Origin of the sequence: Bacillus sp. PS217 (assembly GCF_037963535.1) — a bacterium.
GTDB classification, from domain to species: Bacteria; Bacillota; Bacilli; order Bacillales; family Bacillaceae; genus Bacillus; species Bacillus subtilis.
The window spans coordinates 2,920,908-2,946,894 of the sequence record NZ_CP150157.1 but is presented as its reverse complement, the minus strand read 5'-3'; the positions used below and the strand labels follow the sequence as shown (position 1 = coordinate 2,946,894).

Genomic DNA, 25,987 nt, shown 5'->3' with positions numbered 1-25,987 from the left:
CATGAATTACGATCATATATTAATTCGTTTTGGGGAAATTTCGACCAAAGGCAAAAACAGAAAAAGCTTTATTGAGCGCTTAAAACAAAACATCAGACTCGTTTTGAAAGACTATCCGAATTTAAAATACTTTTCCAACAGGGATCGTATGACGATTACATTAAATGGAGAGGATCCTGAGGCTCTTTTTCCTCATTTAAAGCAAGTGTTTGGGATTCAAAGCTTCAGCCTGGCAATTAAGTGTGACAGCCGCCTTGATGATATTAAGGCAACCGCACTAAAGGCTATCAAAGATCAGTATAAACCAGGTGATACGTTTAAAGTCGCGACAAAGAGAGCGTATAAGCAATTTGAATTAGATACAAACCAGATGAACGCTGAAATCGGCGGCCATATTTTGCGAAATACAGAAGGATTGACGGTCGATGTTCGCAACCCAGACATCCCGCTCAGAATCGAAATCAGGGAAGAAGCAACATTTTTGACAATTCGTGATGAAAAAGGTGCAGGCGGGCTGCCAGTTGGTTCAGCAGGAAAAGCGATGCTGATGCTTTCTGGCGGTTTTGATAGCCCTGTGGCCGGTTTTTATGCGATGAAACGGGGATTGTCGGTAGAAGCTGTTCATTTCTTCAGCCCGCCATACACAAGCGAGCGCGCAAAGCAAAAGGTAATGGATCTGGCGAAATGTCTGTCCCGTTTTGGGGGAAGCATGACACTTCATATTGTTCCATTTACAAAAACGCAAGAGCTCATCCAAAAACAAATTCCTGAAAATTACACAATGACGGCAACCCGCCGCCTCATGCTTCAGATCGCCGACAGAATAAGAGAAAAGAGAAACGGGCTTGCCATTATTACGGGAGAAAGCCTCGGTCAGGTAGCGAGCCAAACGCTTGAAAGCATGTATGCAATTAATGCGGTGACGTCAACACCGATTTTGCGTCCGCTAATCGCCATGGACAAAACAGAAATCATCGAAAAATCACGGGAAATTGGCACATATGAGACAAGCATTCAGCCGTTTGAAGACTGCTGCACGATCTTTACACCGCCAAGCCCGAAAACACGCCCTAAAAAAGAGAAAATTGAACACTTTGAAAGCTTTGTTGATTTCGAGCCGTATATTCAAGAAGCGGTAGATAACATTGAGACAATAACCCTTTATAGCGAACAAGAAGCTAACGATAAATTCGCTGAACTCTTTTAAATCAATTTTCAGCTCCTGTATACAATTACCAAAGTTTTTCTGAATGAAGCCATGTGTTTTGACACATTCTATACTCACAAGGAGGTGAGACACATGGCTAACAATAACTCAGGTAACAGCAACAACCTTTTAGTACCAGGAGCTGCTCAAGCGATCGACCAAATGAAATTAGAAATCGCTTCTGAATTCGGTGTAAACCTTGGAGCAGACACAACTTCTCGCGCTAACGGTTCTGTTGGAGGAGAGATCACAAAACGTCTTGTATCTTTTGCTCAACAAAACATGGGCGGAGGACAATTCTAATTTACAATTTCACATAATGGCTTAGGAGTGGGGGTATCCCCACTCCTTTTCATTTTTTACATATAAAAAAGGACCAGCGGCCTATAAAATCTATGTTTACAGAGGTTGCTTTTAGGCATATCCTTACGGAAAGAGCCTGTATTTATGTATAATGGGTGGAGAAAGTGAGGAGTTGTTCGTGTTAAAACGTGAAGATTTAATTGCCCCTGTGCAATATAATTTAGTGAATGAAATGGAAAAGTTCAGTGCCGCTGGACAAAAAACCGCTCTTCTGTGGGAGGACGAGTCGGGCAAGCAAGAATCTTGGTCGTATGAAAAGCTGATGGAAGAAACAAATAAAATCGGAGCGGCCTTAGCTGATCTTGGATTTAAAAAGGGAGACAAGCTGATTGTAATGGTTCCGCGAGTGCTGGAAGCCTATGCTGTGTATTTGGCTATCCTGAAATCAGGAATGGTTGTCATTCCGTGCTCCGAAATGCTTCGCGCGAAAGATCTTGAATACCGGATTGAACATGCAGAGGTAAAAGGCGCCATCGTCTACTCAGAATTTATTGGCGCTTTCCGTGATGTCAGTACGGCTGACAAACTGATTACACTGTCTATTGGTGAAAATGATGCCGGCTGGAAAAACCTCTTATCAATTGAAGCGGACGGAAGCCAATTTAAAACAGCTGACACAACAAGAGATGATATGGCTTTCTTATCTTATACATCCGGGACAACAGGTCAGCCGAAAGGTGTTGTACATACACATGGATGGGCATTTGCTCATTTAAAAACTTCTGCCGGCGCTTGGCTTGATATTTCTGAAAAGGATATCGTCTGGGCAACTGCTGCCCCTGGCTGGCAAAAGTGGGTATGGAGTCCGTTTTTAGCGGTGCTTGGCAGCGGAGCAACCGGTTTTGTGTACCACGGCAGATTCAAAGCAGAAAAATATCTAGAGCTTTTAAATCGCTACAAAATCAATGTTTTCTGCTGTACGCCGACAGAATACCGCTTAATGGCGAAGGTCGAGGGCTTGGACCGCTTTGATCTTTCTGCCCTGCACAGCGCTGTTTCCGCAGGTGAGCCGCTCAACCGTGAAGTCATTGATGTTTTCCAAAAGCACTTTGGCATTAAGGTACGGGACGGATATGGCCAAACAGAAAGCACGCTTTTGGTTGGTGTTTTGAAAGATACGCCTATTAAACCGGGAAGCATGGGAAAACCGACACCGGGAAACCAGGTGGAGATCATAAATGAAGACGGTGAAATCTGCAAACCTGGTGAGGTTGGCGATATCGCTGTTCACCTCAGTACGCCTGCGCTCTTTAAAGAGTATTTTAAAGATCCGGAAAGAATGAAAACACAAATTCGCGGCGATTATTTCCTAACGGGAGACAGAGCAAGAAAAGATGAGGAAGGTTACTTCTGGTTTGAAAGCCGAAATGACGATATTATTATCAGCTCCGGCTATACGATCGGGCCTTTCGAGGTGGAAGACGCGCTTGTTAAGCACCCAGAAGTAAAAGAATGTGCTGTTGTCGCAAGTCCTGATGAAATCAGAGGCTCCATCGTAAAGGCATATGTTGTCCTGCAAAATCATGAAAAACGCAGTGATGAGCTTGTCAAAATGCTGCAAAACCATGTGAAGACGATTACCGCTCCATACAAATATCCTAGAGAAATTGAATTTGTGGAAAGCCTGCCGAAAACGGCTTCTGCAAAAATCAGACGAGTGGAATTAAGAAAACGTGAAGAACAGCTCAAAGCCAATAAAAAGGCGTAAAGAAAGAGAGTGAACGTGAATGAAGGCGATATGGCACGGCGGTTTCATTTATACGATGCTCAAAGAAGGTGATCGGACTGAGGCAGTTTATGTTGAGGATGGTGTCATAAAAGGCACCGGCAGCTATGAACGTTTGAAGGAAAAGTACGGGTCGCCGGAAACAGAAGAAATCAGCCTGAACGGAGCAGTGATGTTCCCCGGTTTTGTTGACAGCCATCTACATTTGATCGGCCACGGTGAGAAACAGCTTCAGCTCGATCTGTCCGCACTGACGTCGAAAGGTGCAATTTTACAGGCTGCGAAGGAAAGAGAGCGGCAGCTTCCTAAAAACGATTGGCTCATTGGAGAGGGCTGGAATGAAAATCAGTTTGAGACACCTGACTACTTGACTAAGCATGATCTTGATCGCCTGTTTCCTGACAGGCCTGTCTTGCTCAAGCGTATATGCCGGCATGCAATAGCTGTCAATTCTGCGGCTCTTCAAGCAGCGGGAATTTCAAGAAATACTCCTGATCCTGACGGCGGAGTCATCGTAAAAGATGCAAATGGCGAGCCGACCGGACTCCTGTTTGATAAGGCGCAGGATTTGATTCTGAACGCTGTCCCGCCAGTCTCCCAGCACTACGTTGATGAGGCATTAACGGCTGCAATAAAGGATTGCTGGACAAAAGGCCTGACGGGAGGTCATTCGGAAGACTTGTCCTATTATGGTGATGTTTCGGTGCCGTTGAAAGCTTATGAGAAAGCTGTCGATGGCGGAAAGTATCCGTTCCGCTGCCATTTGCTCGTTCATCATGAAGCGGTCGATCGATGGGAGCAGCTGGATAAGCCGTCCGGCCCTTATGTGGAGTTTGGTGCGATGAAAATCTTTGCGGACGGGGCGCTTGGCGGGAGAACGGCTTTGTTGAAAGAACCATATCAGGATGATCCATCAACAAATGGTGTTCAGGTTCACGATGACGAAACCCTTTGCCGGCTCATTCGCAAAGCGAGAGAAAAAGGGATGGAGGTTGCTGTTCATGCAATCGGCGATCTTGCTTTTGAAAAAGTGCTGAACGCAATTGAAAAGCATCCGCCCAAAAACGGCCGGCATGATCGGCTTATTCATGCCCAAGTGCTTGATAACGAATTAATCGAGAGAGCAGCACGCATGCCGATCGCGCTTGATCTTCAGCCGCATTTCGTTGCAAGCGACTTTCCGTGGGTCATTGACCGTCTCGGAAAAGACCGGATGAAGACTGCATTTGCCTGGAAAACCCTCATATCTAAAGGCATTTTATGCGCGGGCGGTTCAGACGCCCCGATTGAGCCTGTTGACCCGCTTCTAGGGATCCAGTCCGCAGTCCTCAGGAAAAGCAGTCATGAGCAAAACGGGCCAAGCTATAATGAAAGTGAATGTTTACCTGTATATGAAGCGATAAAGCTTTATACAGAAGGTAGCGCCGGTATCATTTATAAAGAGAAGTCACGCGGAAAAATTGCGGAAGGCTATGACGCGGATTTTACAGTTCTCAGTGGTGATCCGTTTGCCATTGACCCCGCACAGCTTCATCTTTTAGAGATTAAAAAAACCGTGATTAACGGCCAGATTGTATATGAGAAATCGTAAAAGGACAGGCAGCAGCCGGTCCTTTTATTTTCTATAAAAAAGTACGCTTCACTTTTTCCCAAAATGAATTGTCCTTTAGTTTGACTGTTTTGATTTTCTTATTAGACAGTTTGATTTCGATCGTTTTCACATTTCTCGTGCTGAGTGCTTCATTGTCCAAGCCGATGATTGGGTGTTCGTTGCCGTCCTGCACCACACGAAGGGTCAGCTTTCGGTCAGAGCTGAGGACAAATGGCGAGCCGAGTGTCCGGTAGGTATTATTGTTAAGGGATGCAAGCTCTGATACCTGCATGCATGGAAGCAGCGGATCAACAACCGCTCCTGCAACAGACTTGTTATAGGCGGTACTCCCTGTAGGCGTTGAGATAATCATTCCGTCACCTCTAAACGTTTCAAAGTGCAGATCGTCAATCAGCACGTCCATCACAAAGGTTTTGATGATGCTTGAGCGAATGGATACCTCGTTTAAGCAGTGAAAAGGACTGGCTTGATCCACTGTCACTTCAATCAGCGGGTATTTTCTCACTTCAATTTGTTCAAACGTCATTGCATCGACCATTTTTTCTCGCTCATCACTATGAAAGTCGCAATATAAATGAGCTTTCCCCTTTTTGGTAATGCCGACGTACAAGCAGTCGTCACGAAAATTCGTCTTTCTGACTGCCTGCAAAAATGTGCCGTCCCCGCCAATGCTAGCGATAATATTGGCGTCTGATTGCTGGTTCACAACGGTAAATCCATGCTCTTCCGCCAATTGTGTTAACGAGCGGGCTTGTTCGTTCGTTTCCTGATCCTGTTTGTGAAAAAAATAAACATTACGGCGTTGATCGGTCATATCCCATTTCCCCTTTGCTGTCATATTTAAGTTTTTCTGCCATCCAGTATTTGTGATAAAATACCTTTGGCCATAAGTGTACCACGTTTGCCGGCAGCCCGTTAAGCCGGAGCTTTCTCATGAAGTGAAACATTTTTCATATTGAATCGTATAATGAGAGAGTTTAGGAAAAAGGAGGAGAAAAAATGAATGCAAAAAGATGGATTGCATTAGTGATTGCTCTGGGGATTTTCGGCGTGTCTATTATCGTCAGCATCTCTATGAGTTTCTTTGAAAGCGTCAAAGGCGCTCAAACGGATCTCACATCACTGACGGATGAATCGCAGGAAAAGACGCTGGAAAACGGCAGTCTCTCAAGTAAAATTGCCGTATTAGAGGTCAGCGGCACCATTCAGGATAATGGGGACTCAAGCAGTCTGCTTGGTGCAGACGGATATAACCACAGAACGTTCTTAAAAAACCTTGAGCGCGCAAAAGATGACAAGACGGTCAAAGGTATCGTTCTGAAGGTGAATTCTCCGGGTGGCGGAGTGTATGAAAGTGCTGAAATACATAAGAAACTGGAAGAAATCAAGAAAGAAACGAAAAAACCGATTTACGTATCAATGGGTTCGATGGCAGCATCAGGAGGCTATTACATCTCAACAGCGGCTGATAAGATTTTTGCGACACCGGAAACCCTGACCGGGTCACTCGGCGTCATTATGGAAAGCGTCAATTATTCAAAGCTTGCCGATAAGCTTGGCATTTCTTTTGAAACGATTAAGAGCGGGGCCCATAAGGACATTATGTCTCCTTCCCGTGAGATGACGAAAGAAGAAAAAAACATCATGCAATCGATGGTTGATAATTCGTATGAAGGCTTTGTTGATGTCATTTCAAAAGGGCGCGGCATGTCGAAAGCAGAGGTAAAGAAAATTGCGGACGGCCGCGTGTATGACGGACGGCAGGCGAAAAAACTGAACCTCGTTGATGAGCTTGGTTTTTATGACGATACCATTACGGCCATGAAAAAGGATCACAAGGATTTGAAAAACGCCTCTGTCATTTCTTATGAGGAAAGCTTCGGATTAGGCTCACTGTTTTCCATGGGCGCGAACAAAATGTTTAAAAGTGAAATTGATTTTTTGAATATGAGAGAAATTCTATCGCAATCCGGTTCGCCGAGAATGATGTATCTCTATGCGAAGTAGGAGGGAACAATAATGGACGCGACATATGAAGAGTTAGAGCGCAATGACATCAAAGGCCCGCAAGAAGCGGAGCAGCTGACACATGCCTATGCTGGCTTTTGGGTTCGTTTCTGGGCTTTCCTGCTTGATTGGCTCGTGATATGGGGATTAAACCATTTGCTCGTTTCTCCCCTCTTTACCGTATTGGATCTGCCGAAAACATCCGGCATGTTTACCTTCTCGGCCTACAGTGTGACAACGCTTATTGTGTATCTTGCCTATTTCGCACTCATGACAAAATACTTCAGGCAGACGCTTGGTAAAATGGTGTTCGGCCTCAAAGTGGTTTCTGTGAAGCAAGATAGCAAGCTGACATGGAGTACAGTGATTTTTCGTGAAGTGGTTGGACGATATATTGATAAGATTTGGATTTTATATATCGTTGTTGCTTTTTCACCTACAAAACAAGGGATTCATGATTACATCGCGGATACCACCGTGGTGCATGAAAAATTATACCGCAAATAACCGAAAACCCGGACCTCCGTCCGGGTTTATTTTTTTAGGAATTGGCGATAATGCTCCTAGAGGAAGTGAAGAATATGGTGTATGTACTGACAGCCATTCTTATTCTCATAGGGATCGTACTGCTTCTCAGAATGAAAATCCATGTCGCGCTGGAGTATCTTCATGCCGATGATAATGACAAATTGACCTTGAAGATTACGGCGCTGTTTGGCCTTATAAGGATCAAAAAAACAATCCCGGCGATTAAGGTGAACAAAGAAGACGGAACAGTGGATATCAAACAAAAAACTGAATCCAAAATGAAAAAAAGCAGCGGAAAGAAAAAAATAACACAAAACGATGTGCAGCATAGCATTAATAAAATCGAAATGCTTTTGCATCAGGTCACCAGACTACGGAAAATCAGCGCGTCTTTTCTCGCGCATTTACATATCACAAAACTAGAATGGGTTACAGTAATCGGAATTCAGGACGCGGCAGTGACAGGTGTGTTAACAGGTGCTGTATGGGGTGTGAAGGGCGGTATCGCAGCAATGCTCTACGACCACCTGGACTTTGTGAATAAACCTGTCTATGAGGTGATCCCGTCGTTTCAAGTCCCTGTTTCCAAGACCCATTTTCAGTGTATATTCTTTTTTCGCTTTGGACATGCTATGCTTGCAGCTTTCAAATTCGTCAAATACGGACGGGAGCTATCCGTATTAAAGAAGAATCCGTCGGCTAGAATGACTTCAAAGAATGATTCATCAGTTTAAGGAGGAAGCGTATATGGCAGACCATCCCATCCAAGGTTTAATGAAAACCGCAATGGAAAACTTGAAGGAAATGATTGATGTTAACACCATCATCGGAGATCCAGTAGAAACGCCTGATGGAAGTGTGATTTTAACTGTTTCTAAAGTTGGATTTGGATTCGCCGCAGGCGGAAGCGAGTTTGGCGGAAAGCCGGCCGAAAAGAAATCGGAAGACGATGAGACAAGAGAACAGAAACTTCCTTTCGGAGGCGGAAGCGGGGGCGGTGTGTCCATTACGCCGATCGCGTTTTTAATTGTCGGATCGACAGGCATCAGAATGCTTCATTTAGATGAAAATACCCATTTAATAGAGAAAATTTTAGACGCAGCCCCTCAAACACTCGAACGCATCCAGCAAATGTTCAAGAAAAATAACAAGAACCAAGGCCAGGGCCAAAATCAAAACCAAATGAACAATATGAATTATTAAAAAAAGGTTAACTGCGCTGGCCGCAGTTAACTTTTTTTTGGCATAAACTTTGCAGTTTGCAGGAAACTTTACTATGATAGAGACATACATACAAAAGGGAGGAATTATAATGGCTGAAATTACATTCAAAGGCGGTCCGGTTACACTTGTCGGACAAGAAGTGAAGGTAGGAGATCAAGCTCCTGATTTCACAGTGCTGACTAACAGCCTTGAAGAAAAATCGTTAGCTGACATGAAAGGAAAGGTAACGATTATTTCTGTTATCCCTTCAATTGATACAGGTGTTTGTGATGCACAAACACGCCGTTTTAACGAAGAAGCTGCAAAGCTTGGAGATGTCAACGTCTACACAATCAGTGCAGACCTTCCATTCGCGCAAGCGCGCTGGTGCGGCGCTAACGGAATTGACAAAGTGGAAACACTGTCTGACCACAGAGATATGTCATTTGGCGAAGCGTTCGGTGTGTATATTAAAGAACTTCGTCTGCTTGCGCGTTCCGTATTTGTCCTTGATGAGAACGGAAAAGTCGTTTACGCTGAATATGTAAGCGAAGCAACAAACCACCCGAACTATGAAAAGCCAATTGAGGCTGCTAAGGCATTAGTAAAGTAAGCAGGGAAAAAAGCTCCAGGCTGCCGCCGGAGCTTTTTTCATGGCAAGGAGGAACACAATATGCAAAAAGACCATGTAGGTGCGGTGTATGAGCTGTTAAACGAAGCCGCGATTATGATAAAGAATGAATTGCAGATTTCATATATAGAGGCGCTGGCCGAAGCAGGAGAAATGTATTTTCTTGAAAAAACGGATCAGCTGAAACTGCCTGCTGATCAGAAAACCAAACAACTTCAGGCTCTGCTTGAAAAAGCGGAATTCGGCACGTATGAGCATGAGTGGGTACGCAAGGCTTTTCAGCTTGCCGTCCTTAAAGGAATGAAAGATATCTCCCATCCAAACAGACAAATGACGCCGGATACGATCGGGCTTTTCATCAGCTATTTGGTGAATAAGTTTATGGCGGACAAAAAGGAATTGACCATTCTTGATCCAGCCTTGGGAACCGGGAACCTTCTGTTTACCGTGCTGAACCAGCTGTCTGAAAAAACGGCAAACAGCTTTGGCATTGAAATTGATGATGTGCTCTTGAAGATCGCCTATGCCCAAGCGAACCTTCTGAAAAAAGAGCTTGAGCTTTTCCACCAGGACAGCCTTGAGCCGTTGTTTATCGATCCAGTTGACACGGTCATTTGTGATCTGCCAGTCGGCTATTATCCGAATGACGAAGGAGCAGAAGCGTTTGAGCTTAAAGCTGACGAAGGCCATTCCTTCGCTCATCATCTGTTTATTGAACAGAGCGTCAAGCATACCAAACCGGGCGGCTACTTATTTTTTATGATTCCGAATCATTTGTTTGAGAGCTCCCAAAGCGGCAAGCTGAAACAGTTTTTCAAAGATAAGGTTCATATCAACGCACTGTTGCAGCTGCCAAAATCTATTTTTAAAGACGAAGCTCATGCCAAAAGCATCCTTGTGCTTCAGAAACAAGGAGAGAATACGAAAGCGCCGGGGCAAATTCTGCTTGCGAATCTTCCGTCTTTCTCCAATCAAAAGGCGATGCTTGATATGATGGCTCAATTTGATGAATGGTTTAAAAAAGAAAAGTAAGTGTTTTAAAAGCAGCTTAGGCAGCCGTATGAGGTCGATGCCTAAGCTGCTTTTATTTATGCTTTTGAAGACCGGACTTGACGAATTGAATCCAGCTTTGAAACACAAAATACAGAGGGAAAAACCGCAAATTGTAAGCGTTCATCAATACAAAACCTATAGGGAATGTGTCTGAAAATAACGACTTCTTGTTGTAAGCGTTATCAATACGCAAGTTGACTTGAAAAGCCGACATGACAATGTTTAAATGGAAAAGTCAGATATTTTTCGGAGAAGATGTTGATATTCACCGGGAAAAAAGTACGAAAAACGAAGTTGTTGATACAGAGTATAAAGGAGCGTCAATCATGTCCAAAATTATTGCAATTAACGCAGGAAGCTCGTCTTTGAAATTTCAGCTTTTCGAAATGCCTTCAGAAACCGTTTTAACGAAGGGTTTAGTTGAACGAATCGGTATCGCCGACAGCGTATTCACAATTTCTGTGAACGGCGAAAAAAATACAGAAGTAACTGATATTCCGGATCATGCGGTAGCTGTTAAAATGCTGCTGAATAAGTTAACGGAATTCGGCATTATTAAAGACTTGAATGAAATTGACGGAATTGGCCATCGTGTCGTTCACGGCGGAGAAAAATTCAGCGATTCTGTTTTATTAACGGATGAAACCATTAAGGAAATCGAAGATATTTCTGAATTGGCACCGCTTCACAATCCGGCAAATATCGTTGGAATTAAAGCGTTCAAAGAAGTGCTTCCAAATGTTCCTGCGGTAGCTGTATTTGATACGGCATTCCACCAAACAATGCCTGAGCAGTCTTACCTGTACAGCTTGCCGTATGAATACTATGAAAAATTCGGCATCCGTAAATACGGCTTCCACGGCACTTCACATAAATATGTAACTGAGCGTGCGGCAGAGCTTCTCGGCCGTCCGTTAAAAGACTTGCGCCTGATTTCCTGCCACCTTGGAAACGGAGCAAGTATTGCGGCTGTTGAAGGCGGAAAATCAATTGACACATCCATGGGCTTTACGCCGCTTGCCGGTGTAGCAATGGGTACACGTTCTGGAAACATCGACCCTGCCCTGATTCCATACATCATGGAGAAAACAGGCCAAACGGCTGACGAAGTATTGAATACACTAAACAAAAAAAGCGGACTGCTCGGCATTTCCGGTTTCTCAAGCGATCTTCGTGACATCGTTGAAGCAACGAAAGAAGGAAATGAGCGCGCGGAAACGGCTCTTGAAGTATTCGCAAGCAGAATCCACAAATACATCGGTTCTTATGCTGCAAGAATGAGCGGTGTAGATGCGATCATCTTTACTGCCGGTATCGGTGAAAACAGTGTGGAAGTCAGAGAACGCGTTCTTCGCGGTTTAGAATTCATGGGCGTATACTGGGATCCTGCGCTTAATAACGTGCGCGGCGAGGAAGCTTTCATCAGCTATCCGCATTCTCCAGTAAAAGTCATGATCATTCCGACTGATGAAGAAGTCATGATTGCGCGCGACGTTGTTCGTTTAGCAAAATAAATCGCATGAAAGCACATTCTCTTGAATGTGCTTTTTTGTTGATGCATGATAGTGACAGACAGAAAACATAAAAGAGGTGGGCCAATGAGCGTTCAAGAGCATAAACAAGAAGCTCCCGATATCGTTCGGTGCAAAGTGATTACTGTCAGTGACACGAGGACAGAGGAAACCGATAAAAGCGGCAAGCTGATGATCTCATTTTTAGAAGAAGCCGGTCATCATATTGCTGCATATGAAATTGTAAAAGACGAAAAGGATGCTTTGCAGCGGTCAGTGCTTGCAGGCTGCATGGATGAACAGACAGACGCGGTACTCTTAAACGGAGGGACAGGCATAGCAGATCGGGATGTCACTATTGAAGCCATAACGCCGTTGTTTTCGAAAGAGCTGCCCGGCTTTGGAGAAATATTCAGGATGCTGAGTTATACAGAGGATATCGGCCCTGCCGCAATCATGTCGAGAGCAACTGCCGGCGTCATTCAGCATACCGCTGTTTTCTCAACGCCAGGCTCAAGCGGCGCGGTAAAGCTGGCAATGAATAAGCTGATTATTCCCGAACTTGCACATGTGGTCAGAGAAATCAGAAAAGACAAGTAAATGAATAAATACTATGAAACTTCACCTGAAATTTAGGTGAAGTTTTTTTTATAAAAGGCTTGAAAAAACGAAACGTACTTGTTAAAGTGTATACATACAAAATGTATTTTTATTAAATATAATTTATTTTTATACAAAATAGAAACACGGTTGAGAGGGGATTTTTATCATGTCAGAACAGAAAAAAGTCGTATTAGCATACTCAGGAGGTCTTGATACTTCCGTCGCAATAAAATGGCTTCAGGAGCAAGGATATAATGTTATCGCCTGCTGCCTGGATGTCGGTGAGGGCAAAGATTTGGCATTTGTTCAGCAGAAAGCGCTTGAAGTCGGCGCGACAAACTCCTACGTGATCGATGCAAAAGAAGAATTTGCACAGGATTACGCGCTTATCTCTTTGCAGGCCCACACAATGTATGAAGGAAAATACCCGCTTGTTTCGGCATTATCTCGACCGCTGATCGCGAAAAAACTGGTTGAAATTGCGGAAAAAGAAGATGCACAGGCGATTGCCCACGGATGCACAGGGAAAGGAAATGACCAGGTTCGTTTCGAAGTCTCCATTAAATCATTAAACCCTGACCTTGAAGTCATCGCGCCGGTTCGCGAATGGCAGTGGTCACGTGAAGAAGAAATTGAATATGCGGCTAGCCGCGGCATTCCGATTCCGATCAATCTTGACAGCCCGTATTCTATCGACCAAAACCTCTGGGGACGCGCCAATGAGTGCGGCATTTTAGAAGATCCATGGGCGGCGCCGCCAGAAGGTGCATACGATTTAACAGCTCCGCTGGAAAAAACGCCGGACACGCCGGAAGTGATTGAAATTGCATTTGAACAAGGCGTGCCTGTCTCCATTGACGGTGTTTCCTACTCGCTTTCTGAGCTGATCTTGAAGCTGAATGAAATGGCGGGCGCGCACGGTGTCGGACGTATCGACCACGTGGAAAACCGCCTCGTCGGCATTAAATCCCGGGAAGTATACGAATGCCCTGGTGCGATGACACTGATCAAAGCGCATAAAGAATTAGAAGATTTGACACTGGTGAAAGAGGTAGCCCACTTTAAACCGATCATCGAGCAAAAAATGTCAGAAATCATTTACAACGGCTTATGGTTCTCACCGTTAAAAGACGCGCTGCACGCTTTCTTGAAAGAAACGCAAAAGCATGTCACAGGCATTGTCCGCGTGAAGCTGTTTAAAGGCCATGCAATTGTAGAAGGACGTAAATCGGAATACTCTCTATATGATGAAAAACTTGCAACATATACAAAAGACGATGCATTTGATCACCATGCAGCAATCGGATTTATCGAGCTTTGGGGACTTCCGACAAAAGTGAACAGCATCGTGAAAAAGAAGGAGCAGATTAAAGCATGAAGAAGCTTTGGGGAGGCCGATTTCAAAAAACACCGGAAAAATGGGTCGACGAGTTCGGCGCGTCCATATCATTTGACCAACATTTAGTTGCTGAAGACATTACAGGGTCTCTCGCGCATGCTGCCATGCTGAAAAAATGCGGTATTCTGACAGCAGAAGAAGAGCTGAAAATCCGAGAGGGCCTGAATACCCTTTTGCAAAAAGCAGAGGAGGGAACATTGGAATTCTCAGTCGATTATGAGGATATTCATTTGAACATTGAGAAAATGCTCATTGACGAAATCGGTCCTCTTGGCGGCAAGCTGCATACCGGCAGAAGCCGGAATGACCAGGTGGCGACTGACATGCATTTATATTTGAAGAATCATGTCGGCCACATCATCGAGCTGATTGAGGCATTCCAAAGTGCGCTGATTGAAAAGGCGGAAGCGAACGTTGAAACGATTCTGCCGGGCTACACACATCTGCAGCGCGCCCAGCCGATTTCATTCGCTCACCATCTGCTTGCGTATTTCTGGATGCTTGAGCGCGACAAGGAGCGTTTTCAGGATTCAATGAAGCGGATTAACAAATCTCCGCTCGGCTGCGGGGCGCTCGCGGGAACAACCTTCCCAATTGACCGTGATTATTCAGCGGAACTGCTCGGCTTTGATGCCATTTATGAAAACAGCTTGGACGGCGTCAGCGACAGAGACTTCATTTTGGAGTTTTTAAGCAACAGCAGTATGCTGATGATGCACCTCTCCCGTTTCTCTGAAGAAATCATTTTATGGTGCTCGCAGGAGTTTAAATTCATCGAGCTTGACGATACGTACGCAACAGGAAGCAGCATGATGCCGCAAAAGAAAAATCCTGATATGGCGGAGCTGATCCGCGGCAAAACAGGACGCGTATACGGCGATATGATGGGGCTGTTTACGATCATGAAAGGACTTCCGCTCGCTTACAACAAAGATCTGCAGGAAGACAAAGAGGGCATGTTTGACACGGTGAAAACGGTGGAGGGCAGCCTGCAAATCTTCACAGGCATGATCCAAACAATGACTGTAAACAAAGACGTCATGAAGCAAGCAACAAAACAAGACTTTTCAAATGCGACGGAACTGGCGGATTATTTAGCTAAAAAGGGGATGCCGTTCAGAGAAGCGCATGAAGTGGTCGGGAAACTTGTGTACACATGCATCGAAAGAGGGATCTATTTAAGCGATATGCCGTTTGGCGAGTTTCAGCAGGCGAGCACACTATTCGAAGAAGATATTTACATTGTGTTAGACCCTTACTACGCAGTTGAAAAAAGAATGAGCGCCGGGGGCACCGGATTCAACCAGGTAAAGCAGGCGCTTGAAAAAGCGAAAGCTTGCGTGGCAGCAGGAGTTTGTTAAAATTTCCTTCATAAAATCCCGTCATTATAGCCAACCTACCTCTATAATGATGGGAGGCAGAATGATGAAAAAAGAACCGGAACGCTATATTTATGATGAACAAGAAAGCCAGGAGACAACAAGGCTCATTTCAGAAGCATATCAAAGCGGTTATGTCGATATGCCTGATCAGGAGTCTTCATCTCCTGCAGAATAAGCTGTCTGTACAGACAGCTTTTTTTGTATGCCAAAGTGTAAAAAGTGATATTGCAAGCCTTTTATAGTAAAGTAGAAGAAGAAACACTTTATTGAAAGCGGCGACGTTGCTTTGGGAGGTATTCATGTGCGACATGCTTTAATTACTGCCGGTTCGAAGGGTTTAGGCCGCAAAGTGACTGAAACGTTGCTTGCAAAGGGGTATTCAGTAACAGTCAATTACAGACAGGATGAGGAGGCAGTCAGCCGCCTGAAGGAAGCCTGTCCCGATTGTCTTGACCGGCTGCAATTTGTAAAAGGTGATGTCACCAAAAAAGAAGATCTGCTGCGTATTGCAGAGGCTGCCTTAAACCGCTTCGGAAGGATCGACTTTTTGATTAACAACGCTGGACCATACATATTTGAACGTAAAAAGTTAGCCGATTATACTGATGATGAATGGTATGGCATGCTGGAAGGAAATTTAAGCGCCGTCTTTCATTTATTCAAAGCGGTTATTCCTATTATGAGAAAACAGCAATTTGGACGCATTATTACGTACGGATTCCAAGGTGCGGCTCACGCGCCCGGCTGGCTTCACCGATCGGCATTTGGCGCTGCGAAAGTGGGCTTGGCTTCTTTGACGAAGACAATTGCCATTGAAGAAGCCGAATTCGGCATAACCGCCAACATGGTTTGCCCGGGAGACATTGTCGGCGACATGAAAGAAGCATCGATAGAGGAAGCCAGAATGCGAATCGGCAAAGAAAAAACGCCGATAGGAAGATCCGGTACAGGCGAGGATATCGCCCGGATTATCGCTTTCTTGTGTGAGGAGAACTCAGACCTTGTGACAGGGACTGTCATTGAAGCCACCGGAGGCCTCAATGTCATTAACAAGAATCAAACAACATAAGTTTTTCAGCTTTTTAAAAAGGGAAAATAAAAAAATCAAAATCATGTGACGAGGTGAAAGAAATGAAAGTGACATATCACGGACATTCTGTAATCACAGTGGAAACGAAGGACCATCATATTATTTTTGATCCGTTTTTAACAGGGAATTCATTAACGGATATAAAGCCGGAGGATGTAAAAGCGGATGTCATCTTACTAACGCACGGCCACAATGACCATGTCGGTGATACTGAACAAATCGCCAAGCAAAATAACGCGCTGGTTATAGCACCGAACGAGCTCGCTGTGTACTTAGGCTGGAAAGGCTTGAATGTTCATCCAATGCACATCGGCGGCTCCCGCCAGTTCGATTTTGGAAAAGTGAAGCTCACACAGGCCTTTCATGGATCAGCAGTCACAGATGAAGAAAACAAAACGATCACTTACACAGGCATGCCTGCCGGTATTTTGCTGACTGTAGAAGATAAAACGATTTTCCACGCGGGCGATACGGCTCTTTTCTCTGATATGAAACTCATTGGCGAATTGAATCATATCGACCTTGCTTTCCTTCCGATTGGCGATAACTTTACGATGGGGCCTGAAGACGCCAAGCTTGCTGCTGAATGGCTGCGCGCAAAACAGGTCGTGCCGGTGCATTACAATACATTCCCGGTCATCGAACAAGACCCAGAAGCATTCGCTGACAGCCTGCCGGGCGGAGTCGGCAAAGTCATGTCGGTCGGTGAGACGATCGAGCTTTAAACCGTGAAACCATCTCCTGATGAATCAGGAGGTGGTTTTTATTTTTTCAGTTATCCTGTAATGGTCTTATCAGAGGTTCCTTCCAATTCTTTGCTACGCTGCTGAAAACGTTTGGTTATCCGGGCGATCAAGTCCTTCGTGGCGCGGTCAAAATGAACTTCTTTTTGATTTGTCAACAGCCCTATGGGCGGGGTGATATCCAGGTTCAGAATTGGAATAACTTTAGTGCCGTTGAACGGTTTAGAATGTGCGGTGCTGGTAAAGATTGAAATTCCGATGTTTTCACGTACGTAATATTCATGTGACATGCTGCTTGTGAGCTCCATTTTTTTGTAGCGATTCCCGAGTTCTCTATGTAAGTGCTGTTCAATTTGTAAGCGAATGGGGCAATTGGCGGGCGTAAATATGAAGCGCTCCTCTGCTAAATCAGACAAATGGACAGCCTTCTTCTCAGCGAGCGGATGTTGATCAGATACAATCACATTTAATGTGTCATAAAAAAATGGATGGTAGTAATTTTCAAGAATCAGCTCCGGCTCGCCGCAGACTGCAAAATCAATCGTCCCGTCTAAGAGCTTTTGACTGCAGGTATTGGCGTCATCAACCTTGATATTAACCGTTATCTTTGGGTAATCCATTAAGAAATCCTTTAAAATCTCGGGGAATATCAGACTGGCGGTTGGCTCTGAAATCCCTATGTTGATAATGCCTGCCTCTTCTTCCTTTAAGTCGGAGAGGTTGTGTTTAAGCGCCTCGTATTGCATCAAAAGATCTCCTGTTCGTTCATAAAAAAGTTTCCCTGCTTTTGTCAACTGCAGGCTTTTTCCTCTTTCAAACAGCAGTACGCCTAAATCCTGCTCCAATTGCTTCATACGCATCGATATCGTCGGCTGCGAGTAGTTGAGTATTTCTGCAGCTTTATAGAAGCTTCCAAATTTTACAATCGTATGAAACGTTTTGATTGAGCGTAACTCCAATGTGCTCCCTCCTGTTTTTCATCATTAAAAATACTGAAGTGAAGGTTTACTTTTTTTGATTAGTCAAAGATCAGAGTATGCTTTATAGTATAAACAATAAAAGCTTAGTAAACAAATAGGAATTATATATTTTGTGAAGAGGAGTGACAAAAATGAGTGAGGATATTTTTCGACTGGCAACTGTTGAAGATGCACCGGAGCTGTTGAAACTGGTTAACAGCGCATTTCAGCCCATTCGGCAGCTGGATATTGATTGGCCATCCACGAGAGCTGATATCAAAATGGTATCAGAAAATATTGAACATTATTCAGCGATTGTGCTGGAGCGGGATGGGAAGCTGATTTCAACGATTACAATCAGGTTCCCGTGGGAGAGTGAGACGCCTCCTTCAAAATATCCGTTTGTATGGTGGTTTGCGACACTGCCGGAATATAAAGGGCAAGGCGCCGGAAGTAAGCTGCTTACGTATGTTGAAGAAAAAGTGCTTCGAGATATGCTGAAGGCTCCTGCGCTGACACTCGGCACATCGGCGCGCAAGCATCCTTGGCTTGCTGACATGTACAGAAGGAGAGGGTATGAAGTGTATTTTGAGCAGGAAAAAGACGGGGACATAGGTGTGATGATGCACAAGGTTCTGATTCCGGAACGATTTAACCCAACGCTTTTAGGTGCGCCCAGCTGGGCATGATGTGAGGCAGCCTATGAATAAGCGTAAAGGATTGGTTTTGCTGCTGTCAGTGTTTGCATTACTTGGCGGGGGATGTTCGCAAACAAATAACAAAACAGATCGTCAGGCTCAAACAGTCATAATCGGCACTGGAACAGATTTTCCGAATATTGCGTTTTTAAATGAAAAAGGCGATTTGACCGGGTATGACATTGAAGTGATGAAAGCCATCGATAAGGAGTTGCCTCAATATACATTTGAATTTAAAACGATGGATTTCTCAAATTTGCTGACGAGTCTCGGAAATAAAAAAATTGATGTGATTGCGCACAATATGGCCAAAAATAAAGAACGAGAAAAGCGTTTTTTGTATCATAAAGTCCCATATAACTACTCGCCGATGTACATCACGGTGAAAGAGGATAATCACAAGATTCATACATTAAAAGACTTACACGGAAAAACAGTCATAGTTGGCGCCACGTCAAATGCGGCAGATTATATTACAAATTACAACAAAACGCACGGCAGCCCGATTCATTTGAGATATGCGGGACAGGGAAGCAATGACACCGCCAATCAAATTGAAACCGGGCGCGCAGATGCAACGATAGCTACACCGTTTGCCGTCGATTTTCAGAATAAAACGCACGCCTTCCGCCAAAAGACAGTCGGTGACGCGTTATTAGATACCGAGGTGTACTTTATGTTTAATAAAGGCAGCCAAACCTTGGCGGATGACACGGATCAAGCGATTAAAAAGCTGGAGAAAAACGGAACGCTAAAAAAACTAAGCCGAAAATGGCTCGGGGCAGATTATTCAAAATCAAGTTTTGAAAAATAAATGGGGCGATGAGATGAAAACGAAAACAGCATTCATGGCAATATTATTTTCGCTTATAACAGTTCTGTCAGCTTGCGGTGCAGGCAGTCAAACGACGGGAGCCGGGCAAAAGAAGGTACAGACGATCACGGTCGGAACTGGAACCCAATTTCCGAATATTTGCTTTATCGATGAAAAAGGCGATTTAACCGGTTATGATGTCGAACTGATCAAAGAGCTTGATAAGCGCCTGCCACATTATAAATTCACATTTAAAACGATGGAATTTTCCAACCTGCTTGTCAGCCTCGGACAGCATAAAGTCGATATCGTGGCACATCAAATGGAGAAAAGCAAAGAGCGTGAGAAAAAATTTCTGTTTAACAAGGTTGCTTACAACCATTTTCCTTTAAAAATTACTGTGCTTCAAAATAACGATACGATCCGTGGAATTGAAGACTTAAAAGGAAAACGGGTGATTACGAGTGCAACCTCCAACGGAGCGCTTGTACTGAAAAAATGGAATGAGGATAATGGATGGCCGTTTGAGATTGCCTATGAGGGCCAAGGCGCAAATGAGACTGCGAATCAGTTGAAATCGGGGCGTGCGGACGCAACGATCTCAACGCCTTTTGCAGTAGACTTTCAAAACAAGACGAGCGCTATTAAAGAAAAAACCGTCGGTAATGTGCTTTCAAATGCCAAAGTGTATTTTATGTTTAACAAAAATGAACAAACGTTAAGTGACGATATTGATAAAGCCTTACAGGAAATCATTGATGACGGAACGCTGAAAAGGCTCAGTTTGAAATGGCTTGGTGACGACTATTCCAAAGAGCAGTATTAGGTAAAAAGAGAGGGAGCAGTGATGGAAAAAGCGTTTGATATGAACATGATTGGAGATTTTGTGCCGACGTTAACCGTTTATTTACCGGTTACATTATACATTTTAACACTGTCCTTGCTTTCCGGTTTTGTATTAGGACTCTTTCTGGCACTGCCCCGCATCTATAATATTCCAATTGTAAATCAATTGGCAAAAGTGTATATCTCGTTTTTCAGGGGAACGCCTATCATGGTGCAGCTTTTCATCGTGTTTTACGGGATCCCGGCGCTTACGGGGCTTATCGGGATTGATACATCAAAAATGGACCCGTTTTATGCTGCTGTCGCAACCTACGCGTTAAGCAATGCAGCGGCAGCCGCAGAAATCATTCGAGCGGGGGTGGGCAGTGTAGATAAAGGCCAAACGGAAGCGGCGTACAGTATTGGCTTAAGCGGTAGTCAGGCCTTCAGGCGAATCGTTCTGCCCCAGGCACTTGTCCAGGCGTTTCCGAATATGGGAAACATGGTGATCAGTTCTTTAAAAGATACGTCTCTAGCCTTTTCAATAGGTGTTATGGATATGTCCGGAAGGGGCCAAACACTGATTACCTCAAGCAACCATTCTCTTGAAGTTTACATTGCGCTATCGATTGTTTATTATGCTGTAGCGGTTTTATTCGAATGGTTCTTTCGAGTGGCAGAAAAACGAATCAAGAAGAATCAAACAAGGATTGTTACTGTTTTTGACATGAACATACATTGATATATTTCTTCGGATGAGGGGGGAGAAGATTGCAATTTGACTTTCCATTTATCGTTTCCGCCATGAAAGAAATGGTAAAGAGCATTCCTCTGACATTGATGATGGCTGTTTTGCCGATTGTGTTTGGATTTCTCGTGGCTCTTGGAAATATAATTGTTAGAATTTTTAGAATTAAGGGCTTGGTGGCTTGCTCAAGGTTTTATGTGTCTTTCTTTCGAAGTACACCTGCAATCCTTCACATTATGTTGATTTATTTAGGGATACCGCCTGTTGCAGATCAAGTCAGCAGTTTTTTTCATCTCGGCTGGTCCGCCAATGAGATACCGGTCTCCATGTTTGTCATCATGGCCTTGTCTTTAACTGCCGGAGCTTATCTGACAGAAATCATCCGGTCAGGCATTCTGGCGATGGATACCGGACAGGTCGAAGCGGCTTATTCAATCGGCTTGACACACAGCCAAACCTTTCGGCGTGTAATATTGCCGCAGGCGCTGATGGTTTCCATCCCAAACTTCACAAATTTGGGTATCGGCTTTTTGCATACCACCTCTATCGCGGCTATAGTGGCTGTCCCAGAGATTACAGGGACGGCGACTATCGTTGCTTCTGATAATTATGCATTTTTAGAAGCGTTTATCGGAGCAGCGATTATCTATTGGGTGCTGACTCTAATCCTAGAATCCGTAAATGGAGTATTAGAGAGAAAGGCAGCCAGATTTCAAGGAGGCACTTTATGATTGAGATTAAAAATATCCATAAACAGTTTGGCATCCACCATGTATTAAAAGGGATAAATCTCACGGTACGCAAGGGAGAAGTTGTGACGATTATCGGGCCGAGCGGATCAGGGAAAACCACCTTTTTACGGTGCCTGAATTTATTAGAACGTCCAGACGAAGGGATCATTTCTATACATGACAAAGTGATTAATTGCAGCTTTCCGTCGAAAAAAGAGGTTCACTGGCTCAGAAAACAGACGGCAATGGTATTTCAGCAATACCACCTGTTTGCTCACAAAACGGTAATTGAAAATGTCATGGAGGGCTTGACGATTGCCCGGAAAATGAGAAAGCAAGACGCGTATGCCGTAGCGGAAAATGAACTGAGAAAGGTCGGGCTTCAAGATAAATTGAACGCTTATCCGAGTCAGTTATCGGGAGGACAAAAGCAAAGGGTTGGGATAGCAAGGGCGCTTGCCATTCATCCTGATGTGCTGCTGTTCGATGAGCCGACGGCAGCGCTTGACCCGGAGCTGGTCGGTGAAGTGCTTGAGGTAATGCTGGAAATCGTGAAAACCGGAGCCACCATGATTGTTGTTACACATGAAATGGAGTTTGCAAGAAGGGTCTCTGATCAAGTTGTTTTTATGGATGAAGGAGTCATTGTTGAACAAGGAACCCCGGAGGAAGTCTTCCGCCATACCAAAAAAGACAGAACGAGGCAGTTTCTCCGCCGTGTTTCGCCGGAATATTTATTTGAACCAAAAGAACACATAAAGGAGCCGGTGATATGATCCGCTTAAGTATTTTAGACCAAAGCTTGATTGGTGAAGGGGAGACAGCAGCTGATACATTACAGCATACAGTGAAATTGGCACAAATGGCTGAAGAATGTGGATATCACCGATTTTGGGTGGCCGAACATCACAACAATGATGAGATTGCAGGGTCTGCACCCGAGGTTCTTTTAGGCTATCTTGCTGCAAGCACAAGAAAAATTCGTTTAGCATCAGGCGGAGTGATGCTGCAGCATTACAGCTCTTATAAAGTAGCGGAGCAATTCCATCTTCTATCAGCGTTAGCTCCCGGCCGTATAGATCTTGGAGTGGGCAAAGCGCCCGGCGGGTTTCAGCTGTCCACAGACGCACTGCAGGCCGAATATAAAAAACCGGTGCGTCAGTTTGATGAAAAACTGGAGGAGCTTACTCATTTCGTTCGGGATGATTTTCCTGATACCCACCGCTATGCCGCATTGCGTCCTAGGCCGCAGGTTGATCGGAAGCCGGGTATTTTTCTATTGGGAGGAAGCGCAGAGAGTGCCATTTCGGCTGCAAAACTGGGAATCTCTTTTGTCTTTGCTTACTTTATTAACGGTGAAGAGGAAGTGCTGAAGGAAGCCCGCCGAGCATTTGACGCGCATATCCCGCCAGGATCTGAGGCTGAATTTCATCTTGCCCCGGCTGTTTTTGCGGCACATACAAAAGAAGAAGCGGAAAAACATATTGTGTCGCGTGAATCGATAAAAGTGGTTTTGAAAGACGGGCGTAAGGTCAACGTCGGTTCCCGCGAACAGGCTGAGGCCTATCTGGAAAACGTCACAGAGCCCTATGACATCATCGTGCAAAAAACCGGGATTATTGCCGGAACAAAGGAAGAAGTGGCAGAAGAATTAACACGTTTATCAGGCACATACAAAATCAATGATTTTGTAATTTTTACGCCGATCAAAAATGCTGAAGAAAAACAGCTGTCTTATCAGCTGCTGAGCGATGCAGTTTTAGCTGCAAAACGTTAAGGAGGGACAGAAGAATGAGTGATGTTTTGAACATTGTGGTTTGGAGTAAAAAAGGCTGTTCGTATTGTGAGGAAGTCAAGAATTATTTGAATGAAAAAGGGTTCCCGTTCCAAAATATCGATGTTTCAGAGAAAGAAAAGCTTCGGGATATTTTACAGGCGAAATATGGGGTACGCCATGTGCCTGTGGTCGAAATCGGGCGCGGCAATCACTATCAAGGGATAACTGAAATCGGCATTGAACACCTTGATCTTGCACTTGCGAATCATGCACAGATAAAGGAGGCAAAAAGATGACACGTTCAGATTTTATTCAGTTTGGAGCCATGATTCACGGTGTCGGGGGAACAACTGACGGCTGGCGTCATCCCGATGTTGATCCCTCGGCCAGCACGAATATTGAATTTTACATGAAAAAGGCGCAAACAGCCGAAAAAGGTTTGTTTAGTTTTATTTTCATTGCAGACGGCTTATTTATTTCTGAAAAATCGATTCCTCATTTTTTAAACCGTTTTGAACCGATCACCATTTTATCTGCGCTGGCATCGGTTACCAAAAATATTGGTTTAGTAGGGACGTTCTCTACATCTTTTACTGAGCCATTCACTATCTCCAGACAATTGATGTCGCTGGACCATATCAGCGGGGGCAGGGCTGGCTGGAATCTTGTTACTTCTCCACAGGAAGGAGCGGCGCGCAACCATAGTAAGTCTAATTTGCCAGAACACACTGAACGTTACGAGATCGCACAAGAGCATTTGGATGTTGTGCGCGGGCTGTGGAATTCCTGGGAGCATGACGCATTTATACACAATAAGAAAACAGGGCAGTTTTTCGATCCGGCGAAGCTTCATCGCCTGAATCATAAAGGAAAGTATTTTCAAGTAGAGGGGCCCTTGAATATCGGGCGCTCTAAGCAGGGAGAGCCTGTAGTGTTTCAAGCGGGTTCATCAGAAACAGGCCGGCAGTTTGCTGCTAAAAATGCGGATGCGATTTTTACCCATTCCAATTCATTAGAAGAGACAAAAGCGTTTTATGCGGATGTGAAAAGGCGAGCTGCTGATGAAGGGCGTGATCCTTCAAGTGTGCGGATTTTTCCAGGGATCAGCCCGATTGTGGCAGATACGGAAGAAGAGGCGGAAAAGAAGTATCGTGAATTTGCAGAATTGATACCGATTGAAAATGCTGTTACTTATTTGGCCCGTTTTTTTGATGATTATGATCTGAGTGTTTACCCGTTGGATGAGCCATTTCCTGATATTGGCGATGTGGGAAAGAATGCGTTTCAAAGCACAACAGACCGGATTAAGAGAGAAGCAAAAGCCAGAAATCTGACATTGCGGGAGGTAGCACAGGAAATGGCTTTTCCACGGACTCTATTCATCGGAACACCAGAGCGTGTCGCATCCTTAATTGAAACTTGGTTCAACGCTGAGGCGGCGGATGGGTTTATCATTGGGTCGGATATACCGGGAACACTTGATGCTTTTGTAGAAAAGGTGATTCCGATTCTTCAAGAAAGAGGGCTTTATCGTCAAGATTATCGCGGCGGGACATTGCGGGAAAATCTCGGTCTTGGCATTCCGCAGCATCAATCCGTTTTACATTCATCACATCATTAGGTTTCGTCTGATCGAATGCGGAAGCTGAGAGGGGAGGCTGACTTTTTTGACGATCATTGCCGGTACGGTTGTGAAAGGAAAACAATTAGGCAGAAAGCTTGGATTCCCCACGGCAAATGTAGATGCAAAAATGCATGGGCTGCGTAATGGAGTTTATGGGGTTCTGGCGACAGTCAATCACCAATTTCATTTAGGGGTTATGAATATCGGTGTGAAACCGACGGTGGGCTCTAACCTTAAAAGGACATTGGAGATTTTTTTGTTTGACTTTCATAGAGACATCTATGGAGAAAAAATCGAATGCAGCATTCTCTTTAAAATTAGAGAAGAAAGAAGGTTTGATTCTTTGGAGTCTTTAACAAAGCAAATTAAAAAGGATATTTCGTGCATTGCAAAACGCTTTGAGCTGATTGGGATTATGGCACCGAACAAAAAAGAAAGCCTGCTTTCCCATCAGGAGTTAAATCTTCCGGATCTCTGCTTTTACAAGAAATGTAACAACCTATATGGCGTCAACCGAGGCGTATACAATGTCATTGATAACTGGTTTTTTGAGTACGGAATTACACAAGTAGCTTACAGGCGCATTTATATTTTATCTTTTTTAAGCTTTTTGAAAGAAGATAATCCGAAAGTTTCCAGCAAGTATATAAGATTTGGGGCGGGCGGTCTTGCTGATAAATTGAACCGATTTATTTCATCTTATGTTGAAGAGTCTGAAGAAAATATATTGGGATAGGGAAAGGAGCGGTACAT

General features: G+C 44.3%; 30 protein-coding genes. 28 read left to right on the top strand and 2 right to left on the bottom strand.

Going from position 1 to position 25,987, the window contains the following annotated elements; genetic code table 11:
• Position 1 precedes the first annotated feature (1 nt).
• The 4 genes from thiI (at position 2) to NSQ83_RS15310 (ending at position 4,887) form a co-directional block, all read left to right on the top strand.
• Positions 2-1,207: a tRNA uracil 4-sulfurtransferase ThiI gene (thiI, locus tag NSQ83_RS15325; protein ID WP_088467330.1), complete on the top strand. Its 1,206-nt coding sequence runs from the start codon at positions 2-4 to the stop codon at positions 1,205-1,207.
• A gap of 93 nt (positions 1,208-1,300) precedes the next feature.
• Positions 1,301-1,510 carry an alpha type acid-soluble spore protein SspA gene (gene sspA, locus NSQ83_RS15320; RefSeq protein WP_003223491.1) on the top strand — a complete coding sequence of 70 codons (210 nt, stop codon included), beginning with the start codon at positions 1,301-1,303 and terminating at the stop codon, positions 1,508-1,510.
• Positions 1,511-1,688: 178 nt separating this feature from the next.
• Positions 1,689-3,278 carry an acyl--CoA ligase gene (locus NSQ83_RS15315; protein ID WP_017695730.1) on the top strand — a complete coding sequence of 530 codons (1,590 nt, stop codon included), beginning with the start codon at positions 1,689-1,691 and terminating at the stop codon, positions 3,276-3,278.
• Positions 3,279-3,297: 19 nt separating this feature from the next.
• Complete coding sequence (locus NSQ83_RS15310; protein WP_198878565.1) at positions 3,298-4,887, top strand: amidohydrolase; 1,590 nt, start codon at positions 3,298-3,300, stop codon at positions 4,885-4,887.
• A 31-nt stretch (positions 4,888-4,918) separates the two neighbouring features.
• Here the strand turns inward: NSQ83_RS15310 and NSQ83_RS15305 are convergent, their stop codons facing one another.
• Entirely contained in the window at positions 4,919-5,722 is an 804-nt protein-coding gene (locus NSQ83_RS15305; protein ID WP_015714517.1) for an NAD kinase, read from the bottom strand.
• Between the two features lie 185 nt (positions 5,723-5,907).
• On the opposite strand from NSQ83_RS15305, the gene sppA reads away from it, so the two are divergent.
• The 14 genes from sppA (at position 5,908) to NSQ83_RS15235 (ending at position 17,040) form a co-directional block, all read left to right on the top strand.
• Positions 5,908-6,915 carry a signal peptide peptidase SppA gene (gene sppA / locus NSQ83_RS15300; protein ID WP_015714516.1) on the top strand — a complete coding sequence of 336 codons (1,008 nt, stop codon included), beginning with the start codon at positions 5,908-5,910 and terminating at the stop codon, positions 6,913-6,915.
• A gap of 12 nt (positions 6,916-6,927) precedes the next feature.
• Positions 6,928-7,422 (top strand): RDD family protein, encoded by a 495-nt coding sequence (locus NSQ83_RS15295; protein WP_014477652.1) that lies wholly within the window; start codon positions 6,928-6,930, stop codon positions 7,420-7,422.
• Positions 7,423-7,496: 74 nt separating this feature from the next.
• A complete protein-coding gene (locus tag NSQ83_RS15290; RefSeq protein ID WP_038427834.1) occupies positions 7,497-8,177 on the top strand; it encodes a DUF2953 domain-containing protein in 681 nt (226 codons plus the stop codon).
• 13 nt (positions 8,178-8,190) lie between these two features.
• Positions 8,191-8,646 (top strand): GerW family sporulation protein, encoded by a 456-nt coding sequence (ytfJ, locus tag NSQ83_RS15285; protein WP_003223504.1) that lies wholly within the window; start codon positions 8,191-8,193, stop codon positions 8,644-8,646.
• A 109-nt stretch (positions 8,647-8,755) separates the two neighbouring features.
• Positions 8,756-9,259, top strand: a complete 504-nt coding sequence (gene tpx, locus NSQ83_RS15280; RefSeq protein WP_003223506.1) for a thiol peroxidase — start codon at positions 8,756-8,758, stop codon at positions 9,257-9,259.
• A 60-nt stretch (positions 9,260-9,319) separates the two neighbouring features.
• Positions 9,320-10,309 (top strand): N-6 DNA methylase, encoded by a 990-nt coding sequence (locus tag NSQ83_RS15275; protein WP_003229346.1) that lies wholly within the window; start codon positions 9,320-9,322, stop codon positions 10,307-10,309.
• The gene (locus NSQ83_RS15270; protein ID WP_123372909.1) at positions 10,281-10,484 is read left to right on the top strand and encodes a hypothetical protein; all 204 of its coding nucleotides are present in this window, start codon (positions 10,281-10,283) and stop codon (positions 10,482-10,484) included. Before NSQ83_RS15275 ends, NSQ83_RS15270 begins: the two co-directional genes overlap by 29 nt.
• A 172-nt stretch (positions 10,485-10,656) precedes the next feature.
• On the top strand, positions 10,657-11,844 hold the full coding sequence (locus NSQ83_RS15265) for an acetate kinase (RefSeq protein WP_003223511.1): 1,188 nt from the start codon (positions 10,657-10,659) through the stop codon (positions 11,842-11,844).
• An 84-nt stretch (positions 11,845-11,928) separates the two neighbouring features.
• On the top strand, positions 11,929-12,441 hold the full coding sequence (locus tag NSQ83_RS15260; RefSeq protein WP_021480306.1) for a molybdenum cofactor biosynthesis protein B: 513 nt from the start codon (positions 11,929-11,931) through the stop codon (positions 12,439-12,441).
• 169 nt (positions 12,442-12,610) lie between these two features.
• Entirely contained in the window at positions 12,611-13,822 is a 1,212-nt protein-coding gene (locus tag NSQ83_RS15255) for an argininosuccinate synthase (RefSeq protein ID WP_003229357.1), read from the top strand.
• Entirely contained in the window at positions 13,819-15,204 is a 1,386-nt protein-coding gene (gene argH / locus NSQ83_RS15250; protein ID WP_198878566.1) for an argininosuccinate lyase, read from the top strand. The genes NSQ83_RS15255 and argH overlap by 4 nt, the downstream gene beginning before the upstream one ends.
• Before the next feature lie 61 nt (positions 15,205-15,265).
• Positions 15,266-15,400: a hypothetical protein gene (locus NSQ83_RS15245; RefSeq protein WP_004399018.1), complete on the top strand. Its 135-nt coding sequence runs from the start codon at positions 15,266-15,268 to the stop codon at positions 15,398-15,400.
• A 126-nt stretch (positions 15,401-15,526) separates the two neighbouring features.
• A complete protein-coding gene (locus NSQ83_RS15240) occupies positions 15,527-16,294 on the top strand; it encodes an SDR family oxidoreductase (protein ID WP_004398521.1) in 768 nt (255 codons plus the stop codon).
• Between the two features lie 62 nt (positions 16,295-16,356).
• Positions 16,357-17,040, top strand: coding sequence for a metal-dependent hydrolase (locus NSQ83_RS15235; RefSeq protein WP_038429463.1), 684 nt, complete (start codon positions 16,357-16,359; stop codon positions 17,038-17,040).
• 50 nt (positions 17,041-17,090) lie between these two features.
• On the opposite strand, the gene ytlI is transcribed toward NSQ83_RS15235, so the two are convergent.
• Positions 17,091-18,017, bottom strand: coding sequence for a LysR family transcriptional regulator YtlI (ytlI, locus tag NSQ83_RS15230; RefSeq protein WP_088467326.1), 927 nt, complete (start codon positions 18,015-18,017; stop codon positions 17,091-17,093).
• Positions 18,018-18,169: 152 nt separating this feature from the next.
• On the opposite strand from ytlI, the gene snaA reads away from it, so the two are divergent.
• From snaA to ribR, 10 genes are read left to right on the top strand one after another with little or no spacing between them, the layout of a single operon-like run.
• On the top strand, positions 18,170-18,706 hold the full coding sequence (gene snaA / locus NSQ83_RS15225) for an N-acetyltransferase SnaA (RefSeq protein WP_088467325.1): 537 nt from the start codon (positions 18,170-18,172) through the stop codon (positions 18,704-18,706).
• A 13-nt stretch (positions 18,707-18,719) separates the two neighbouring features.
• Complete coding sequence (tcyJ, locus tag NSQ83_RS15220) at positions 18,720-19,529, top strand: sulfur-containing amino acid ABC transporter substrate-binding protein TcyJ (protein WP_088467324.1); 810 nt, start codon at positions 18,720-18,722, stop codon at positions 19,527-19,529.
• Between the two features lie 13 nt (positions 19,530-19,542).
• On the top strand, positions 19,543-20,355 hold the full coding sequence (gene tcyK / locus NSQ83_RS15215; RefSeq protein ID WP_088467323.1) for a sulfur-containing amino acid ABC transporter substrate-binding protein TcyK: 813 nt from the start codon (positions 19,543-19,545) through the stop codon (positions 20,353-20,355).
• 21 nt (positions 20,356-20,376) lie between these two features.
• Positions 20,377-21,096 (top strand): sulfur-containing amino acid ABC transporter permease TcyL, encoded by a 720-nt coding sequence (tcyL, locus tag NSQ83_RS15210; RefSeq protein ID WP_088467322.1) that lies wholly within the window; start codon positions 20,377-20,379, stop codon positions 21,094-21,096.
• A 29-nt stretch (positions 21,097-21,125) separates the two neighbouring features.
• Positions 21,126-21,833, top strand: coding sequence for a sulfur-containing amino acid ABC transporter permease TcyM (tcyM, locus tag NSQ83_RS15205; protein ID WP_088467321.1), 708 nt, complete (start codon positions 21,126-21,128; stop codon positions 21,831-21,833).
• Positions 21,830-22,609 (top strand): sulfur-containing amino-acid ABC transporter ATP-binding protein TcyN, encoded by a 780-nt coding sequence (tcyN, locus tag NSQ83_RS15200; protein ID WP_003229383.1) that lies wholly within the window; start codon positions 21,830-21,832, stop codon positions 22,607-22,609. Before tcyM ends, tcyN begins: the two co-directional genes overlap by 4 nt.
• Complete coding sequence (locus NSQ83_RS15195; protein ID WP_088326720.1) at positions 22,606-23,610, top strand: LLM class flavin-dependent oxidoreductase; 1,005 nt, start codon at positions 22,606-22,608, stop codon at positions 23,608-23,610. The genes tcyN and NSQ83_RS15195 overlap by 4 nt, the downstream gene beginning before the upstream one ends.
• A 14-nt stretch (positions 23,611-23,624) precedes the next feature.
• A complete protein-coding gene (locus NSQ83_RS15190) occupies positions 23,625-23,906 on the top strand; it encodes a glutaredoxin family protein (RefSeq protein ID WP_088467320.1) in 282 nt (93 codons plus the stop codon).
• The gene (locus tag NSQ83_RS15185) at positions 23,903-25,231 is read left to right on the top strand and encodes an LLM class flavin-dependent oxidoreductase (protein ID WP_024572706.1); all 1,329 of its coding nucleotides are present in this window, start codon (positions 23,903-23,905) and stop codon (positions 25,229-25,231) included. The genes NSQ83_RS15190 and NSQ83_RS15185 overlap by 4 nt, the downstream gene beginning before the upstream one ends.
• A 46-nt stretch (positions 25,232-25,277) precedes the next feature.
• Complete coding sequence (ribR, locus tag NSQ83_RS15180; RefSeq protein WP_119899673.1) at positions 25,278-25,970, top strand: RNA-binding riboflavin kinase RibR; 693 nt, start codon at positions 25,278-25,280, stop codon at positions 25,968-25,970.
• Positions 25,971-25,987: the final 17 nt, after the last annotated feature.

Excerpts from the sequence above, each read along its gene's own strand:
- thiI (WP_088467330.1), top strand. The coding sequence starts at position 2 with ATGAATTACGATCATATATTAATTCGTTTTGGGGAAATTTCGACCAAA.
- sspA (WP_003223491.1), top strand. The coding sequence starts at position 1,301 with ATGGCTAACAATAACTCAGGTAACAGCAACAACCTTTTAGTACCAGGA.
- NSQ83_RS15310 (WP_198878565.1), top strand. The coding sequence starts at position 3,298 with ATGAAGGCGATATGGCACGGCGGTTTCATTTATACGATGCTCAAAGAA.
- NSQ83_RS15305 (WP_015714517.1), bottom strand. The coding sequence starts at position 5,722 with ATGACCGATCAACGCCGTAATGTTTATTTTTTTCACAAACAGGATCAG.
- sppA (WP_015714516.1), top strand. The coding sequence starts at position 5,908 with ATGAATGCAAAAAGATGGATTGCATTAGTGATTGCTCTGGGGATTTTC.
- NSQ83_RS15295 (WP_014477652.1), top strand. The coding sequence starts at position 6,928 with ATGGACGCGACATATGAAGAGTTAGAGCGCAATGACATCAAAGGCCCG.
- NSQ83_RS15290 (WP_038427834.1), top strand. The coding sequence starts at position 7,497 with ATGGTGTATGTACTGACAGCCATTCTTATTCTCATAGGGATCGTACTG.
- ytfJ (WP_003223504.1), top strand. The coding sequence starts at position 8,191 with ATGGCAGACCATCCCATCCAAGGTTTAATGAAAACCGCAATGGAAAAC.
- tpx (WP_003223506.1), top strand. The coding sequence starts at position 8,756 with ATGGCTGAAATTACATTCAAAGGCGGTCCGGTTACACTTGTCGGACAA.
- NSQ83_RS15275 (WP_003229346.1), top strand. The coding sequence starts at position 9,320 with ATGCAAAAAGACCATGTAGGTGCGGTGTATGAGCTGTTAAACGAAGCC.
- NSQ83_RS15265 (WP_003223511.1), top strand. The coding sequence starts at position 10,657 with ATGTCCAAAATTATTGCAATTAACGCAGGAAGCTCGTCTTTGAAATTT.
- NSQ83_RS15260 (WP_021480306.1), top strand. The coding sequence starts at position 11,929 with ATGAGCGTTCAAGAGCATAAACAAGAAGCTCCCGATATCGTTCGGTGC.
- NSQ83_RS15255 (WP_003229357.1), top strand. The coding sequence starts at position 12,611 with ATGTCAGAACAGAAAAAAGTCGTATTAGCATACTCAGGAGGTCTTGAT.
- argH (WP_198878566.1), top strand. The coding sequence starts at position 13,819 with ATGAAGAAGCTTTGGGGAGGCCGATTTCAAAAAACACCGGAAAAATGG.
- NSQ83_RS15245 (WP_004399018.1), top strand. The coding sequence starts at position 15,266 with ATGATGAAAAAAGAACCGGAACGCTATATTTATGATGAACAAGAAAGC.
- NSQ83_RS15235 (WP_038429463.1), top strand. The coding sequence starts at position 16,357 with ATGAAAGTGACATATCACGGACATTCTGTAATCACAGTGGAAACGAAG.
- snaA (WP_088467325.1), top strand. The coding sequence starts at position 18,170 with ATGAGTGAGGATATTTTTCGACTGGCAACTGTTGAAGATGCACCGGAG.
- tcyJ (WP_088467324.1), top strand. The coding sequence starts at position 18,720 with ATGAATAAGCGTAAAGGATTGGTTTTGCTGCTGTCAGTGTTTGCATTA.
- tcyK (WP_088467323.1), top strand. The coding sequence starts at position 19,543 with ATGAAAACGAAAACAGCATTCATGGCAATATTATTTTCGCTTATAACA.
- tcyL (WP_088467322.1), top strand. The coding sequence starts at position 20,377 with ATGGAAAAAGCGTTTGATATGAACATGATTGGAGATTTTGTGCCGACG.
- tcyN (WP_003229383.1), top strand. The coding sequence starts at position 21,830 with ATGATTGAGATTAAAAATATCCATAAACAGTTTGGCATCCACCATGTA.
- NSQ83_RS15195 (WP_088326720.1), top strand. The coding sequence starts at position 22,606 with ATGATCCGCTTAAGTATTTTAGACCAAAGCTTGATTGGTGAAGGGGAG.
- NSQ83_RS15190 (WP_088467320.1), top strand. The coding sequence starts at position 23,625 with ATGAGTGATGTTTTGAACATTGTGGTTTGGAGTAAAAAAGGCTGTTCG.
- NSQ83_RS15185 (WP_024572706.1), top strand. The coding sequence starts at position 23,903 with ATGACACGTTCAGATTTTATTCAGTTTGGAGCCATGATTCACGGTGTC.